Origin of the sequence: Saccharopolyspora elongata (genome assembly GCF_004348985.1) — a bacterium.
GTDB lineage: Bacteria > Actinomycetota > Actinomycetes > Mycobacteriales > Pseudonocardiaceae > Saccharopolyspora > Saccharopolyspora elongata.
The window spans coordinates 74,519-90,428 of sequence record NZ_SMKW01000025.1; the positions used below are offsets into that span (position 1 = coordinate 74,519).

A 15,910-nucleotide genomic window follows, 5' to 3' on the forward strand; every position below is an offset into this window, starting at 1 on the left:
AGTTCAGCCTCCGACTACTTGGTGCGCCTGCGAGGGTTGCCAGCTCAGCGCGCGGCGCTCCACCACGAGCAGCAGGGTGTTGAGCAGGTATCCGAGGATGCCCAGCAGCACGATGCCGGCCCACATCGCGGGGAAGTCGAACTGCCGCTGGTCGAACATCAGCCGGTAGCCGATGCCGTTGGTGGAGCCGACGAGCTCCGAGACGACCATCAGCACCAGCGCCAGCGACAGGCTCACCCGCAGCCCGGCGAAGATCTTCGGCGTCGCCGCGGGCAGCACCACGCCGAAGATCCAGTGCGCGCGCGGGATGCGGAACGACCGGGCGGTGTCCACCTTGACCTGGTCGACGGAGCGGACGCCGTCGACGGTGTTCAGCAGGATCGGCCACATCACGCCGAAGACGATCACGGTGATCTGCATCTGCGTGCCGATGCCCAGCAGCACCAGGAAGACCGGCACCAGCACCGGCGGCGGGATGGCCCGCATGAACGCCATCAGCGGCCCGAAGTAGTCCAGCGCGGTGCGGGAACGGCCGAGCAGGGTGCCCAGCGCGACGCCGAGCACCACGGCGATGAGCCAGCCCGCGGCGATCCGCCCGAGGCTGGCCAGCAGGTCGGAGAACGCCTCGTCGGTCAGGAACAGCGACGACGCCGGCCCGCTGAACCACTTCTCCGCGGCCGTGCCGACGATCGTCGTCGGGGGCGGGAAGAACGGGCTCTGCGCGGCGCGGGTGAGCAGCTCCCAGGCCACGATCGCACCGATGAAGACCACCCAGCGCTGCAGGAATCCGCGCATCTTGATCACGCCGCCTCCCGATCGACCGCGCTCCACCGGAGGCCGCGCTTGTGCACCTGTTCCAGCACCTCGTTGATGAGGTAGCCGACGATCCCCGCCACCAGCGTCCCGGCCAGCACCAGGTCCATCCGCCCGGCGCCGGTGCTCGCGTCGAGCACGAAGCTGCCGAGGCCGCTGCCGCCGCCGGCCAGGAACTCGGTGCTGACCACCAGGATCAGTGCCACCGCGGCGGACATCCGGATGCCGGTGAGCACGAACGGCGCCGCGTTCGGCAGCGCCACCGTGAACATGATCCGGGCCCGGCCCAGCCCGAAGGAGCGCGCGGTGTCCACCATCACCGGGTCGATCTCGTCCAACGCGTAGATGGTGTTGAACAGGATCGGCCACACCGCGGCGTAGACCGCGAGCGTGATCTTGGTTTCCGGCCCGGCGCCGACCAGCACGATCGCCAGCGGGATCAGCGCCACCGACGGGATCGGCCGGAGGAACTCGATGATCGCCCGGGTGGCGACCCGGACCCAGCGGACGCTGCCGAGCAGCAGCCCGGCGGGGACCGCGATGGCGATGGAGATGCCCAGCGCGATCGCCCAGGCCAGCACGGTGGCGATCAGGTCGAGCAGGAAGCCGCTATCGCCGAGCAGTTCGGCGAACTGGGCGAGCACTGTGGACGGTGGCGGAAAGTATTGCTGGGGGACGATTTCGGAACGGCTGAAGGCTTCCCACAGAACCAGGAAGCCCACCAGACCGACCAATCCCCGGAGTGTTTTCGTCATTTCCCCGAGTTCAGCTCTGCGGCGGCGCGAAGATCATGCTCGCCACGTCGATTTCCTTGTCGATGTAACCGAATTCCAGCATCAGCCGCGGAATGCGCTGCAAGCGGGTGGCGTCGGCGCGGGAATTCATCTTCAGCAGCGTGATGATCGCCGCAGTCTCCTTGTCGATCTTGGCGAATTCGGGAAGCAGCGGTTCGATCTTGCTGCGGTCCTGCGCCTCGGAGACGGCGGAGTCCATGGCCCGCTGGAACGCCGCCACGGTCTTGGGGTTCTCGTCGGCGAACTTGGCCGCCGACACGTAGCCGCCCAGCGGCAGGTCCTCCAGCGGTCCGGTGACGGTGTCCACCACCGGGACGGCGCCCGCGTCGCGGGCGGACAGCGTCAGGAACGGCTCGACCACGAACGCCGCGTCGACCTGGTTGGTGCGCAGCGCGTTGGGCATGTTGATGAACCCCAGCGGCATCCACTGGACGCCTTCGTAGTCCACGCCGTTGGCCTTCATCGAGGCCTTGACCAGGAGTTCGGAGATGGTGCCGCCGCCGCTGATCGCGATCCGCTTGTCGGCCAGGTCCTGCGGCATGCGCACGTTGGAGTTCTGCGAAGCCATGATCATGCAGGTGTTCGGCGTGCTCGACGCGCAGTCCGCGACGATCTTCAGCTGCGCGATGCCCTTGGCCTGGGCGGCGAAGATGGGCACGTAGCTGCTGAAGGTGATGTCGTAGTCGCCGCCGATGGTGCTGTTCAGCGCGGTGGCGCCGTCGGGCGCGTTGATGATCTCGACGGTGAGGCCCTCCCGCTGGAAGTGGCCGTTCTTCGCCGCCAGGTGCAGCGGCGCGAGTTCGCTGGTGGGCAGCCCGCCGATCCGCAGGTGCGCCTTCTCCACCTGCGCGTTGCCGCCCTTCTGCTCCTCCGAACCGCCCAGGAGTCCGCAACCGCTGGTGCCCATCAGGGCGCCTGCCGTGACCATCCCGCCGGCGAGTTTCAACAGGTTGCGGCGGGGAAGGGCGCGGGGAAGGGAACTCATCTGGATCCTCCTGGCATCGGGGTGCGGTGCGCGGTGTTCCGTTGTGCCCTGCGCCGGGAGCGGTACGGGTCGGCGTCGATTCCACTGCCACGGGGTGTTTCTGGTGCGGGGTGGCCGGTTTCGTCGCGATGGTGACCCGGGAGGAAGAGCGGGTGAGCAGCGACTCCGGGCGCGGTGGTGCCGCGTCCGGCGGCGGTGCGTCGTTTTCTCCCGGTGCGGTGGCGGGTCTTGGTGTCCCGAACTGTAGAAGGTCGGACCACATGCGACAACCAGGCGTAATTAGCTCGTTGTCACGACTCACTCACAAGCGTTGGGTGATTCACGCCACTCGGCTCAAGGCTGGGAGCGAATTGTGACGGTGAGCTGAATAGCGCTGGGCAATTCGAGCGAACGCGGAATGTCGTCTGGACCAACGGCGCGCTCCGCCGGGTCCGCCGGCCGTGCGCGTTTTGTGCTGCTATCGCGACACAAAGCGCACACGGTCGGCGTGACCAGCGAGAACGTCAGGCCTGCGGCGGCGTCGCGATCATGCTGGCGACGTCCAGGTCGGCGGTGATGAAGCCGAAGTCCTTCATCAGGCGCGGCACCCGCTGCAGGCGGGTGGCGTCGGCGCGCGAGTTGAACTTCAGCAGTGTGATGATCGCCGCGGTCTCCTGGTCGATCTTGGCGAATTCCGGCAGCAGCGGCTCGATCTTGCTGCGGTCCTGTGCCTCGGCGACGGCGCGGTCCATGGCCCGCTGGAACGCCGCGATGGTCTTGGGGTTCTCCTGGCAGAACTTCGCGGTCGCCCCGTAGCCGGTCAGCGGCAGGTCCTCCAGCGGACCGGTGGCGGTGTCCACCACCGGCACGGCGCCGCTGTTGCGGGCGGCCAGGGTGAGGAAGGGCTCGGTGACGATGGCGGCGTCGACCTGGCCCTGCTGCAGCGCGGCGGGCATGTTGATGAACGGGATCGGCGCCAGCTGCACCTTGCCGTAGTCCACGCCGTGGGCGGACATGGTGGCCTTGACCAGCAGCTCGGTGATGGTGTTGGGGCCGCTGATCGCGATCTTCTTGTTCGCCAGGTCCTGCGGCGTGTGGACCCTGGAGTTCTGCGAGGTCATGATCACGGTCGTGTTCGGCGTGGCCGACGCGCAGTCCGCGACGATCTTCAGGTCCGCGATGCCCTTGGCCTGCGCCTGGAAGAACGGCACGTAGCTGCTGTAGGTGATGTCGTAGTCGCCGCCGATGGTGCTGTTCAGCGCGGCGCTGCCGTCCGGGGCGGTGACGATCTCGACCGTCAGGCCCTCCTGCTGGAAGTAGCCGTTGCGGACGGCCAGGTGCAGCGGGGCGAGGTCGTTGATCGGCAGGGCGCCGACGCGCAGGTTCGCCTTCTCCACCAGCTCGTTGCCGCCGCTTTCCGACTGCGATCCACCGAGGAGCCCGCAACCGCTCGTGCCCAGCAGCGCACCGGCGGTGACGGCTCCGCCGGCGAGCCTCAGCAGACTCCTGCGTGGCAGGGATCGGTGGGCGAGGGCGGGGCTCATCTGTTCCTCCTTGCATCGGGCGCGACGTGGAGCGGCGGCTGCGGTGGGTGTCGGTGGCGCAGCTGTGCCGAGACGGCGCGAAGTTCACCCCGCGGGAGGTCCGGGAGAAGCGTTGGTGCACAGTGGACTGAGCCACGGATCGGGCGAGCCCCGTCGGTAACGTGCGCCGGGGGTGTTCGGCCCTTGTGCGAAGTTCGTGCGTCTCCCGGGCTGTGGCGGGGTGCGGGTGCCCCCGAACTGTAGAACGTTGAACTAAACCCGACAACTGGGCGTAACTAGGCACAGGTCACACGGATGGCCCAGTGTTGTCCATACCACTCTTTCGAGTGATGAACTCTCTCTCTAGGGGCCTGACTTGTGACGGCCAGTTAAGTATAGTCTCGCCCGTCGAGGTGACTGGCCTCTGCTTCGGGGGATGCACGTTGTGACCAGGGAGTGTGATGGCAAGCCGGGCTGACAGAGTCTGGGTCGTTGGGGACTCGGCGCGAGCCGGAGAACCATCGACCCGCTCGTGGGTACCTGGCGCCGCCGCGTCGGATCGCGGGCACGTTCCCAGCACGAGGATCAACACTGTCGCGGCGCGGAGAGGCAGCTAGCCGTGGCGGTGTCGCACATGTCCGCCGCAGCGCAGGAAACAGGGATGCTCAACAACGACCCCGCTACCGGAGCCGACGCAGCCACCGAACCGGCTGGCCGGTCCAAGAAGTGGTGGCTGCGCAACTGGCGCCTCCGGTACAAGATGGCCGCCGTCCTGCTCGTCCCGACCCTGGCCGCGCTCGGCGTCGGCGGCATCCGGGTGTACGACGGCCTCGCCACCCAGTCCCGGTTGACCACCATCGTCGAGCAGGTCGAACTCGGCCAGCAGGCCGCGAACCTGACCCACGAACTGCAGCGCGAGCGCGACTTCGCGATCGTGTTCACCACCGCCAACGGTGGCAACGCGGGCGCCGACTACGCCGCGCAGGGCCAGCGCGTCGACGCCGCGATCCAGCAGCTCCGGGCCTACGACAACCGGGTGGCGGACTTCTCCCCGGAGGTCCGCAACGCCTACCAGAGCGCCACCCACCGGCTCGGCAGCCTCGGCGCCCTGCGCGCCACCATCAACGACCGGTTCACCGGCCCGCAGACGTTGGTCGCCTACAACTCGGTGCTCGACAACCTGCTGCAGATCAACCGGATGGTCGCGACCTCCGCGGTCAACACACAGGTCAGCCAGACCGCCCGGGCCGCCGAAGCGCTCGGCCGGGCCAAGGAGCAGCTGGCCCAGCAGCGCTCGATCCTGCTCAGCGCCGGGATGCTCAACCGCTTCCTCACCGGGCAGACCGACGCGGTCCGCGCCGCGAACGCCCGCTTCGAGGCCGCCTACGCGGAGTTCGAGAACGCCGCCACGCCCGAGCAGCGCGCCCTCTACGCGGCGCGGGTCGCCGGCGCCGAGGTGGACGACTCGGAGCAGATCGAGCAGAGCGCGCTGATCGCGTCCGACCGCAGGCAGCAGTCGCTGGGCATCGACCCGCTGGAGTGGGGCACGCAGTCGGGCAAGCGCACCGACCTGGTCCGCTCGGTGGAGGACTCGGTGCTCACCGACTTCCACGACGACGCCACCGAACTCGCCGATTCCGCCTGGTGGTCGCTGGTCCGCGACTCGGCGCTGCTGTTGCTGCTGCTGGTGGTCGCCTTCGGCGTCGCGGCCTACATCGCGCGCTCGATGCTGCGGCCGCTGCGCACCCTCCGCTACGGAGCCCTGGAGATCGCGCAGAAGAGCCTGCCCGAAGCGATCGACAAGGTGAACGATAACCCGAGCGCCGCGACCCAGATCACGGTGCCGCCGGTGCCCGTGCACTCCAGCGAGGAGATCGGGCAGGTGGCCCGCACCTTCGACGCGGTGCACCAGCAGGCGCTGCGGCTGGCCGCCGAGCAGGCGCTGCTGCGCACCAACGTCAACGACCTGTTCGTCAACCTGGCGCGCCGCAGCCAGACGCTGGTGCAGCGGCAGCTGGCCCTGATCGACCGGCTGGAGCAGGACGAGCAGGACCCGGACCAGCTGAGCAGCCTGTTCGAGCTGGACCACCTGGCGACCCGCATGCGCCGGAACAACGAGAACCTGCTGATCCTCGGCGGCACCGACCTGACCCGCCGGATGATGCGCCCGGTGCCGCTCAACGAGGTGCTCGGCGCCGCGGTGTCCGAGGTCGAGCAGTACGCGCGGGTCGCCGTGGTCGACGCGCCCGACCTGGCCATCCAGGGCCGCGTGGTCAACGACTTCGTGCACCTGGTCGCCGAGCTGCTGGAGAACGCCACGGTGTTCTCCAACCCGGACACCGAGGTCACCGTCCGGACCGCCTACCGCAGGCAGGAACTCGTCATCGAGATCCGCGACCGCGGCGTGGGCATCGACGCCAGCGAGATCGACGAGATCAACGACCGGCTCACCCGGCCGCCGGAGATCGACGTCGCGGTGTCCCGCCGGATGGGTCTGTTCGTGGTCGGGCAGCTGGCCAGGCGCCACGACATCCGGGTCGAGCTGCACAACAACGACAACCTGGAAGGCGGCGTCACCGCGACGGTGCACCTGGCCGGCGAGTTCGTCGTCCAGCTGACCCCGGACGGCCCGAAGCCGATGCCCGACGTGCCGCGCGCGGCGCTCGCCGAGGAGCGGCGCCAGGAGTTCAGCGAGACCGGCACGCACCTCGGGCTGGCTGCGGCCTTCGGCGGCCGCGCCGCCGGTTCCGACCGCGGGATCGACCCGCCCACCGAGCGCGCGCCGCTGCCGTCGCTGGCCGGCATCGAGCAGGCCACCGCGTTCACGCAGATGCCGCAGCAGGAAGAAGACGAACCGGACGTCGACGACACCGAGCTGTCGACCCAGTACTCGGTGACGGTGTCCAGCGGCGATTCGTTCGGCGCCACCGACGTTCCGGAGTGGGAGAACGCGTCGAAGGCGGCCGCGGACGACGACGTCCGCGCCGAGGAGTGGCCGAGCGAGGAGAGCCCCGGGGACCAGTTCGCGGATTCCCAAGGCGGGCGGTGCGGGCCACCTGCCGAGTCCACCGGACCGGCGGACCTGTTCCACAGCCCGTTCGAGGCGGAGAAGACGGCCAACTTCGTGCCGGCCGTGTTCCCGCCCGATCCCGCGCACAACGGCAGCGGACTGAACGGATCAGGCTCGGGCGGTGGCCTCTTCGGCACCGCGGACTCCGACGGCGCAGCGGACCACGGAACCCGGCAGGAGCCGGCCTCGGCGTCCTGGGCCCGAGGGGGCGGCCCGGTCGAAGGCACCGACGGCCCGGCGCCGGCGTTCGCCGACGACGAGCCGAGAGGGGCCGCCTGGGACATGGACGATGCGCCGACGCAGCGACTGCCGATCTACGAAGCCGTGCTCTCGCAGTGGTTCCGCGAGTCCGATGTGGACGATTCTTCGGCCGGTCCGGCCGCGCCGGCGACCCCGGCCGCCCCGGTAGCGGCCGAAGCGCCGGTCGAGCCGGAGCAGCCCCGCCCGCCGGAAGAACCCGTCGTCGACGAGGTGCCGCGCACCACGACCCCGGATCCCGGCTGGGGTTCGGCCGACGACGGCTGGCGGGCCGCCGAGGCGCTGCTGCAGACCCAGCAGGTCCAGGAGACCACCTCCGCCGGGCTGCCCAAGCGCGTGCCCAAGACGAACCTGGTGCCCGGCTCCGCCGCACCGCGCACCCCGCAGACCCCCCGCCGCAAGCCCGCCACCCCGCGTTCGGCAGACGCCGTGCGCGGCCGGATGGCGAACTTCCAGCAGGGCGTCACACGCGGTAGGCATTCCAAGGCCGAACCGGTTTCCACCGAAACACCCCGCTCGAATCCGAGCCGTCCCGAGGAGCAGGAGTGAACGGGTCCGTGCAGCAACCGACGAGCAGCAACAGCTTCAGCTGGCTGATCACCGACTTCGTGCGTCGCGTCCCCGGCGTGGCGCACTCGGTGGTCGTCTCCGCGGATGGCCTGCTGCTGGCTGGGTCCCAGGGTTTGCCGCGGGACCGAGCCGAGCAGCTGTCCGCTGTCGCCTCCGGGCTGGTCAGCCTCACGCAGGGCGCAGCGCGCTGTTTCGAAGCCGGTGAGGTCACCCAGACCGTGGTCGAGATGGAGCAGGGCTACCTGTTCCTGATGTCCATCAGCGACGGTTCCTGCCTCGCGGTGCTGGCCGCGCCGAACGCCGACATCGGCCTGGTCGCCTACGAGATGACCTTGCTGGTGGAGCGGGTCGGCCGGCAGCTCACGCCGGAACTGCGGGCGCAGCTGCAGGGCATGGTTCGCCGGTGAGTCCGGTTGCGGAACGCTGAGGGGAGCTCGCCATGAACACCGGTTCCGAGCCCAGCTGGGACGGTGACCTGTTCCGCCTCTACAACAAGCGGCTGAGCGCCGAGTCCTGGCAGGACGACTTCGTCGACGACGGCGCCGCCGGCCAAGGCGGCGAGTCGATCGGCGGGTACGACCGGGCGCTGTTCGGCGGCCCGGGCGCGGACCTGTTCGGCTCCAGCTACAACTCGGTTCCCGAGGTCGCCGGTCCCCCCAGGCCGGCCGACAGCGGGCCGCCATCGGTGTCGATGCCGTCGATCTCGCAGTCGATGTCGCCGATCTCCCAGTCGATGCCGTCGATTTCCCAGCCGATGTCGGCGATTTCGCAGTCCATGCCGTCGATCTCGGGGTCGATGCCGGCGATCCCGGCCATCGATCCGCAGGAGTCCGACGGCTTCGACGGCGGGTCGTTGGTGCGGCCGTACGCCCGCACGCGTGGGCGCACCCGCACCGATTATGATCTTGCTATCGAGACGCTGGTGACCACCAGCGAACGAGGTCGCACGCAGGCGACCCAGACCAGGGCCGAGCACCGCTCGATCTCCGAGCTGTGCATGGAGGCTCGCTCGGTGGCCGAGGTGGCCGCGCACCTGCGCCTGCCGTTGGGCGTGGTTCGGGTGCTGATCGGCGACATGGCCGATACCGGCCTGGTTCTGATTCATGACAGTGGCATGGTCGTTGGTGATCGGCCGTCCATGGAGTTCTTGGAAAGGGTGCTCAGTGGGCTTCGCAGGCTCTGATCCCCGATCGAATGCGGCCGGCCAGAAGACCTCGACGAAGATCGTGGTCGCCGGTGGTTTCGGGGTCGGGAAGACGACTTTCGTCGGCTCGGTGTCCGAGATCGTGCCGTTGACCACCGAGGCGGTCATGACCGAGGCGAGCGTCGGGGTCGACGACCTCAGCGCCACGCCGGGCAAGGTCACGACCACGGTGGCGATGGACTTCGGCCGGGTCTCGCTGGATTCGGACCTGATCCTGTACCTGTTCGGCACGCCCGGCCAGCACCGGTTCTGGTTCATGTGGGACGACCTGGTGCGCGGCGCGATCGGTGCGGTGGTGCTGGTGGACACGCGGCGACTGGCCGACGCGTTCGCCTCGATCGACTTCTTCGACGACCGCGGTCTGCCCTACATCATCGCGGTGAACACCTTCGACGGCGTGCTGCACCACCGCCAGGAGGACATCCGGGAGGCGCTGACGATCGACGCCTCGGTCCCGATGATCACCTGCGACGCCCGGAACCGCGAATCCACCAAGAACGCCCTGATCACCCTGGTGGAGCACGCCATGCGCCAGCGCATGGCCACGGCCCACTGATCTCACAGCGCGCGTGAGCGTTTCGGATCGCGGCAGAGGCTGTTCGGGATGTCGTCAATTGGGGCCGCCGTAGGGCGGCGGTGCCTTCAGGATGGTGGAGTCAACGGCCTGTTCGCCTCGCCTATCGAGACGAACGGGCCGTTCGCCTCAACTCCAACGGTGTCCACCGGCCTCGGGCGGATGAGGTGAACAGGCCGTTCACCTCTCCTATCGAGGCGAACAGGCCGTTCGCCTCAACTCCAACGGTGTCCACCGGCCTCGGGCGGATGAGGTGAACAGGCCGTTCACCTCTCCTATCGAGGCGAACAGGCCGTTCACTTCACGTCAGCCAGCGGGGGCGCACCAGTGCGCGGAACGAGTCCTCGCGAGTCCTGACCTGCTGGGTTTTCGGTGCTCCGTCAGCGGATGTCGGCGCCGTACACGCGCTCGACCGCGATCGTGATGAGCACCCGGCGATCGGACACCATCACCGACCGGTACTCGTCCCAGTCCGGGTGCTCCCCGGCGGCCTTGCGGTAGTAGTCCACCAGCGCCTCGACCTCGGGGCCGTGCGGATCGGTTCCCGGCCGGGTGAGCGTCACGGTGCCCTCGGCGGTGGCCCACGTCATGCCGTCGGGGCCGGTGACCTCCAGCGCGGCGCGCGGATCCCGGCGCAGGTTCGCCGTCTTGGCCAGCCCCTCCCGCGTCGAGATGTGGATGGCCCCGGATTCCTCGTCGTAGAAGGGCATGACGGGGGAGAGCTGCGGGCGGCCGTCCGACTTGATCGTCGCGAGGACGCCGAGCCGGCTCTCCGCGAGCAGCGCGCGCGGGTCGAACGGTGTGCTGGTCATGGTCGAACCTCCGAAGGCTTGCGGAACCGCTCGATCATCGCCGCGCAACCGTCCCCGCGCAGGGACTCGGCTTCGAACGGATGGCACGATCATCGACCTTCACATCGATGTGAAGGTCAAGGGGAAGGCCGCGATCAGTCCTCGACGAGCGCGACGGACATGATCCGGTGCAGCGGGAAGTTGCCCACCTCGTCGCTGCTGGTGTCGACGCCCTGCAGGATCCCGCCGCCGACGCTCACCGGCCGCACCACGCGCTGGCTCCGCACTCCGTGCGTGTCGACGAACCCCAGCCACACGCTCCGCTGCTGACGCGCCGCGTCGCGCAGCAGCTGCAGCGTCGCCTCGGCGCTCGGCCGCCCACGCTCGGGGCTCACGGCGCTGCCGCGCCGCGCCGTCCCGGCCCGGTCGCCGGCTCGCAGCTGCGCCACGAGCTCGCCGAGCTGCTCCCCGCTCGGCGCGGCGATCGCCACCGGCGGAGCCGGGCGGCTCTTGCCGCGCACGCGCCGCCCGCTCTCCCGGAGGTCGAGCACGTTGCCGTCCGGGCCTTCGGCGACCGGCGAGAACCCGGCCGCGCGCAGCACGGCGACCACGTCGGCCAGCGGCAGCGGGCTCACCAGCACGGTGGGCGCGATGCGGCGGAGTTCGAGTTCTTCGGACCCGGGCTTGGCCATGATTTCGGCCAGCAGCAGCGGATCGTCGCAGCGCAGGAAGGCCGCGGCGGTGCCCGCGCGGAGCCGGCCGTGCCGGCGCGCGACGTCGTCGATGAGGTAGGTCAGCGACTGCGGGATCGGCGTGCGCGAGCGGGTCCGGAACAGCGCGTGCAGGTCGTCGGCGGTGTAGCCGGCGTCGAGCGCGCGCCGGATGCTGCCGTCGCCGACGCGGTAAACCGTTGCGCTGCCAGCGGATTCGACGTCCGCGACGAGCTTCATCTCGATGGCGAGGTCGGGTTCGAGTCGGCCCGGCGCGACGATGGTGAGGTCGGCCTGCACCAGCACGTGGTCGAGCGGTTCGGGCAGCGCGCTGGCGAGCTGGCGGGCGGCCTCGGTGGCGCCGTCGGCGAGCAGGACGCGTCCGGCGGTGGTCAGCGCGTGCAGCGCCACGACGCCGAGGGCGGTCGCTTCGGCGAGCGTCCAGCGGACCAGGTCGTCGCGCAGCCGGCCGCCGCGGCGCGGCGCGCGCCAGCCGAGCACGGCGGCGACGTCGTCCGGCCGGGCGCCGTACCCGCCGGGCAGTTCGTCGAGGTAGTCGAGGATGCGGCGGCGGTCCTTCGGCGCGAGCGGCCGGCGCAGGTCTTCCGACAGCGGGTTGAGCAGCCGGTCCTTCTCGTCGCGGGCGCCGACCAGGCCCGGCAGGCGCGGCAGGTCCAGCCAGGCCTGGGCCAGCGCGGCCCAGCGCTGCTCGGGCGGCGAGGCCAGCCAGGTGTCGGACTGGATGGTCGGCACCCACTGCGGTTCCGCGCCCTCGCTGTTGGCGATGAGGTTCGCCGCGACCGCGACCTCCACGAGCAGGCCGAGCAGGTTCTCGTCGATCTCGATGGCCTTGGCGGTGCGGCGCAGGTCGCGCACCCCGACCCCGCCGGAGCGCAGCACGTCGGGCGGCTCCTCGCCCCAGGCGTTCAGCAGCCCTTCGACGTGCCGCAGCAGTTCCAGCGCCGCGCCGCCGCTCGTGTTGTCCACAGTGGATTGATCGGTGCCCGCCAGGTCCGGGATCGGCTCGTCGGGTTCGACCGCGCCCATCGGCCGGTCGCCGCGCACGGCGAGCGCGAGCTGGCGCGGCAGCTCGACGGTCTCCGCGTCGCGCCGCAGCAACAGGCCCTTGGCGAGCAGCCGTTGCACCGGGTTGGTCGCCTGCTCCAGCGGGACCTTTTTGGCCGCGTCCTTGGTGCGCCCGATCGGCGCCCCGCCGGCGAGCTTCTCGACCAGCCGCCGCTCTTCCTCGTCGAGCCCGGCCAGCGCGGCTCCCGCCGCGGCCTCGGTGAGGTCTTCGGCCGGGCGCCCGAGCCCGGCGGGGAAGGTCGGCAGCGCCTCCCGCGCGGCCGAGGGCACGGCGAGCTCGGCGTCCTCGCCCCAGGCCAATGCGAGGTCGCGCAGCTGCGCGACCGACCGGCGGGCGCGCTCGACCGTGACGTCCGGGCCGAGCATCGCGGCGACGGCGTCCAGTGACACCGGCGAGTCGTCGGCGTCGAGCAGCACCAGCGCTTCGAGGGTGGCGAGGGCGAAGGAGTCGAGGTCCTCGCAGGCCCGCGCGACCGACGAGCGCACGCCGAGCCGCGTCGCCAGCACCGAGGTGTCGGCCGGCGGCGGGGTCGCGAGGTCGGGCCGAGCGCGAAGCAGCGCGACCAGCTGTTCGTCGCTGCGCTCCCGCAGCCAATCCGCCAGTGATGACATCGGCTCCACGATACCCAGCCGGGCAGCGCCGGCGGACCGTCTCGAATGCCGGGCGGCCGCCCCGGTGAGACATGCATCGCACCGGCCATGCGACCCGCACCGCGATGCAGTGGGGCGCACTGTCCAAGCCCTCGCAAGCGGCGAAGCCGCTTAATCCACCTCCGCCGCGCAGAACGCCCACGTCACCGTCAGAACGTTGCGCTGCGCACCCTTGGGTGAGGTTCGGGGCCCGATCCGGCAAACTGGAAGTGCACCGTAGCCGGAATGCCCAGGAGGAACGACGTGGCCGGCAAGACCAAAAAGGACCGCATTGACCCGTCTTGGCCGAAGGTCGCCGACGGCGAACACCCGGTGAGCGAGTTCCTGGCCGACATCCAGGGCGCGATGTCGCCGTACGGCGACACCACCTTCCCGCTCCGCCAGGACGCCGTTCCCTACGTCCACCCGGTCACGCGCATCAACAGGTGACCCTCCTGTCGGCATCCGCCCCAGCGCGGATCGGCGATCGCCCGTAGACCCGCTCCGTCGCGGCAGTGCCGCTTCGGGGCGGGTTTTGTCAAGGGGAACCGGCCGGTAATGGGACCGGACGTCGCTCACACTCGGGAAAGTTTTAGGCTTTTTCGTGCTGGGTGAAGTTCCGGTCGCTTAGCAGGCCCGCAGGGCTTGCACCCCGGATGAGCGATCTGCTGCGACGGCCCCCAGGGCCGCCCCGGGGACGGCACCCGTCAAGTCCATAGCCGATCAGCTCGACAGGGGTGTGCCATGCCGGTTCCAGGTCCGGGTTATTCGATCACCGTTCGCGTCGAGGCCCCGCCTTCGACGACCGCGGCGGGTGACCTGACCAGCGCGATCGGTCGCGCCGGCGGCGTCATCACGGCGTTCGACGTCGTGGAGTCGCACGCCGACCGCATCGTCGTCGACATCACCTGCAACGCGCTGTCGGCCGACCACGCCAACGACCTCGCCGAGGTCCTCGGAACGCTGCCCGGCGTCCGGGTCCGCAAGATCTCCGACCGGACCTTCCTGGTGCACCTCGGCGGCAAGATCGAGGTCAACTCGCGGGTCGCGCTCAACAACCGCGACGATCTCTCCCGCGCGTACACGCCCGGCGTCGCCCGGGTCTGCACCGCGATCGCGGACAACCCGGAGGACGCGCGCCGCCTGACCATCAAGCGCAACGCCGTCGCGGTGGTCACCGACGGTTCCGCCGTGCTCGGCCTGGGCAACATCGGCCCCGCGGCCGCGCTGCCGGTGATGGAGGGCAAGGCCGCGCTGTTCAAGAAGTTCGCCGGCGTCAACGCCTGGCCGGTCTGCCTGGACACCCAGGACACCGAGGAGATCATCCGCGCCGTCGAGCTGATCGCCCCGGTCTACGGCGGCATCAACCTCGAGGACATCGCCGCGCCGCGCTGCTTCGAGATCGAGGCCCGGCTGCGGGAGAAGCTGAACATCCCGGTCTTCCACGACGACCAGCACGGCACCGCGATCGTGGTGCTGGGCGCGCTGCGCAACGCGCTGCGCGTGGTGAACAAGGACATCACCGACTGCCGCATCGTGGTGTGCGGCGTCGGCGCCGCCGGTTCGGCGATCATCCGCCTGCTGCAGCACAAGAAACCGGCCGACATCATCGCCGTCGACATCGACGGCATCGTCCACACCGGGCGCGGCGACACCGACCCGAACCTGCAGTCCATCGCCGCGGGCACCAACAAGGACGGCCGCACCGGCACGCTCTCCGACGCGGTGCGCGGGGCGGACGTGTTCATCGGCGTGTCCGCGCCGAACCTGCTCGCCGCGGACGACGTGGCGACCATGAACACCGACGCGATCGTGTTCGCGCTGGCCAACCCGGACCCGGAGATCGACCCGCTGGAGGCGCAGAAGCACGCCACCATCGTGGCGACCGGCCGCAGCGATTACCCGAACCAGATCAACAACGTGCTGGCGTTCCCCGGCGTGTTCCGCGGCCTGCTGGACGCGCACGCGCACAAGATCACCGACGAGATGATGATCGCGGCGTCGAACGCGATCGCCGACGTCGTGGACGGGGAGCGGATCAACGCCTCGTTCATCGTGCCGAGCGTGTTCGACTCGGCGGTGGCCCCGGCGGTCGCGGAAGCCGTGAAGAAGGCGGCGATCGCGTCGAAGGACGGCGACCCGGAGCCGAACGGCGGCGGAACCTCCCTGCCGTGGTCCATGGCCGACGACGTCGACTACTGATCCACCGAGGTGCGGGGCGTCCTCTGCCGGGGGCGCCCCGCACTCGTGTTCTCAGGCTGAGGAGGGCGGCGGGCCCGACGGACTAGGCTCGGGGCATGGCGCAGGACGAGCTCACGCATGTCGACGAGGCGGGCGCCGCTCGCATGGTCGACGTCTCCGGCAAGCAGCCCACCGCCCGCATCGCGGTCGCCAGCGGCGTGGTGCGCACGACGGCCGAGGTGATCGCCCTGCTGCGCCGCGACGGGCTGCCGAAGGGCGACGCGATCGCCACCGCGCGGATCGCCGGGATCATGGCCGCGAAGCGGACCCCGGACCTCATCCCGCTGTGCCACCCGATCGCGATCTCGGGCGCCAAGGTCGAGCTGGAGCTCGGCGAGTCGGAGGTGCGGATCATCGCCACGGTGAAGACGACCGACCGCACCGGCGTCGAGATGGAGGCGCTGACCGCGGTGGCGGGCGCCGGACTCACCCTGCACGACATGATCAAGGCGGTGGACCCGGCCGCGGTCCTCGACGAGGTCCGGGTAGAACGCAAAGAGGGCGGCAAAACCGGCATCTGGACCCGCTGACCACCCCGCAGTTCCGCAATTTCAATTAAAACTGCGGACGGGGAGTCGGTGCGGTGCCACGGAGCGGGCGCGCTTGAGGCCATGTCGGTCGGTCGCGGAAGATGGCCCTGCGGCGGCCGAGCGGACTCCGGCGCCAACACACAGGAGGTCTC

13 protein-coding genes are annotated in these 15,910 nt (G+C 70.2%); 7 read left to right on the forward strand and 6 right to left on the reverse strand.

The annotated features are described in order from the left end of the window. Nucleotides 1–3: 3 nt before the first annotated feature. The 4 genes from E1288_RS19770 to E1288_RS19785 form a co-directional block, all read right to left on the reverse strand. Nucleotides 4–804 carry an ABC transporter permease gene (locus E1288_RS19770; protein ID WP_132487193.1) on the reverse strand — a complete coding sequence of 267 codons (801 nt, stop codon included), beginning with the start codon at nt 802–804 and terminating at the stop codon, nt 4–6. After that, complete coding sequence (locus tag E1288_RS19775; protein ID WP_132487195.1) at nt 801–1,568, reverse strand: ABC transporter permease; 768 nt, start codon at nt 1,566–1,568, stop codon at nt 801–803. The genes E1288_RS19770 and E1288_RS19775 overlap by 4 nt, the downstream gene beginning before the upstream one ends. A 10-nt stretch (nt 1,569–1,578) precedes the next feature. Beyond that, nucleotides 1,579–2,592, reverse strand: coding sequence for an ABC transporter substrate-binding protein (locus tag E1288_RS19780; protein ID WP_235883671.1), 1,014 nt, complete (start codon nt 2,590–2,592; stop codon nt 1,579–1,581). A gap of 503 nt (nt 2,593–3,095) precedes the next feature. Next, nucleotides 3,096–4,115 (reverse strand): ABC transporter substrate-binding protein, encoded by a 1,020-nt coding sequence (locus E1288_RS19785; RefSeq protein ID WP_132487197.1) that lies wholly within the window; start codon nt 4,113–4,115, stop codon nt 3,096–3,098. Between the two features lie 613 nt (nt 4,116–4,728). Between E1288_RS19785 and E1288_RS19790 the strand changes: the two genes are divergently transcribed. Genes E1288_RS19790 through E1288_RS19805 form a run of 4 tightly spaced genes read left to right on the forward strand, consistent with a single transcriptional unit; the run spans nt 4,729 to nt 9,752 of the window. Then, nucleotides 4,729–7,971 (forward strand): sensor histidine kinase, encoded by a 3,243-nt coding sequence (locus tag E1288_RS19790; protein WP_235883672.1) that lies wholly within the window; start codon nt 4,729–4,731, stop codon nt 7,969–7,971. Continuing rightward, nucleotides 7,968–8,399 (forward strand): roadblock/LC7 domain-containing protein, encoded by a 432-nt coding sequence (locus tag E1288_RS19795; RefSeq protein ID WP_093268627.1) that lies wholly within the window; start codon nt 7,968–7,970, stop codon nt 8,397–8,399. Before E1288_RS19790 ends, E1288_RS19795 begins: the two co-directional genes overlap by 4 nt. A 32-nt stretch (nt 8,400–8,431) precedes the next feature. Then, complete coding sequence (locus E1288_RS19800; protein ID WP_132487199.1) at nt 8,432–9,175, forward strand: DUF742 domain-containing protein; 744 nt, start codon at nt 8,432–8,434, stop codon at nt 9,173–9,175. Then, nucleotides 9,156–9,752 (forward strand): GTP-binding protein, encoded by a 597-nt coding sequence (locus tag E1288_RS19805; RefSeq protein WP_132487201.1) that lies wholly within the window; start codon nt 9,156–9,158, stop codon nt 9,750–9,752. Before E1288_RS19800 ends, E1288_RS19805 begins: the two co-directional genes overlap by 20 nt. Nucleotides 9,753–10,150: 398 nt before the next feature. Here the strand turns inward: E1288_RS19805 and E1288_RS19810 are convergent, their stop codons facing one another. Next, nucleotides 10,151–10,582 (reverse strand): PPOX class F420-dependent oxidoreductase, encoded by a 432-nt coding sequence (locus tag E1288_RS19810; protein ID WP_132487202.1) that lies wholly within the window; start codon nt 10,580–10,582, stop codon nt 10,151–10,153. A gap of 134 nt (nt 10,583–10,716) precedes the next feature. After that, nucleotides 10,717–12,969, reverse strand: a complete 2,253-nt coding sequence (locus tag E1288_RS19815) for a helicase-associated domain-containing protein (protein ID WP_132487204.1) — start codon at nt 12,967–12,969, stop codon at nt 10,717–10,719. A gap of 264 nt (nt 12,970–13,233) precedes the next feature. Here E1288_RS19815 and E1288_RS19820 point away from each other — a divergent pair, with 264 nt between their 5' ends. The 3 genes from E1288_RS19820 (at nt 13,234) to moaC (ending at nt 15,758) form a co-directional block, all read left to right on the forward strand. Continuing rightward, nucleotides 13,234–13,437, forward strand: coding sequence for a hypothetical protein (locus E1288_RS19820; RefSeq protein WP_207954441.1), 204 nt, complete (start codon nt 13,234–13,236; stop codon nt 13,435–13,437). A gap of 294 nt (nt 13,438–13,731) precedes the next feature. Further along, on the forward strand, nt 13,732–15,189 hold the full coding sequence (locus E1288_RS19825; protein WP_132487206.1) for an NAD-dependent malic enzyme: 1,458 nt from the start codon (nt 13,732–13,734) through the stop codon (nt 15,187–15,189). Between the two features lie 95 nt (nt 15,190–15,284). Continuing rightward, a complete protein-coding gene (gene moaC, locus E1288_RS19830) occupies nt 15,285–15,758 on the forward strand; it encodes a cyclic pyranopterin monophosphate synthase MoaC (RefSeq protein WP_132487208.1) in 474 nt (157 codons plus the stop codon). Nucleotides 15,759–15,910 lie beyond the last annotated feature (152 nt).

Excerpts from the sequence above, each read along its gene's own strand:
- E1288_RS19810 (WP_132487202.1), bottom strand. The coding sequence starts at position 10,582 with ATGACCAGCACACCGTTCGACCCGCGCGCGCTGCTCGCGGAGAGCCGG.
- E1288_RS19800 (WP_132487199.1), top strand. The coding sequence starts at position 8,432 with ATGAACACCGGTTCCGAGCCCAGCTGGGACGGTGACCTGTTCCGCCTC.
- E1288_RS19780 (WP_235883671.1), bottom strand. The coding sequence starts at position 2,592 with ATGAGTTCCCTTCCCCGCGCCCTTCCCCGCCGCAACCTGTTGAAACTC.
- E1288_RS19825 (WP_132487206.1), top strand. The coding sequence starts at position 13,732 with ATGCCGGTTCCAGGTCCGGGTTATTCGATCACCGTTCGCGTCGAGGCC.
- E1288_RS19815 (WP_132487204.1), bottom strand. The coding sequence starts at position 12,969 with ATGTCATCACTGGCGGATTGGCTGCGGGAGCGCAGCGACGAACAGCTG.
- E1288_RS19790 (WP_235883672.1), top strand. The coding sequence starts at position 4,729 with ATGTCCGCCGCAGCGCAGGAAACAGGGATGCTCAACAACGACCCCGCT.
- E1288_RS19775 (WP_132487195.1), bottom strand. The coding sequence starts at position 1,568 with ATGACGAAAACACTCCGGGGATTGGTCGGTCTGGTGGGCTTCCTGGTT.
- moaC (WP_132487208.1), top strand. The coding sequence starts at position 15,285 with ATGGCGCAGGACGAGCTCACGCATGTCGACGAGGCGGGCGCCGCTCGC.
- E1288_RS19820 (WP_207954441.1), top strand. The coding sequence starts at position 13,234 with ATGCCCAGGAGGAACGACGTGGCCGGCAAGACCAAAAAGGACCGCATT.
- E1288_RS19785 (WP_132487197.1), bottom strand. The coding sequence starts at position 4,115 with ATGAGCCCCGCCCTCGCCCACCGATCCCTGCCACGCAGGAGTCTGCTG.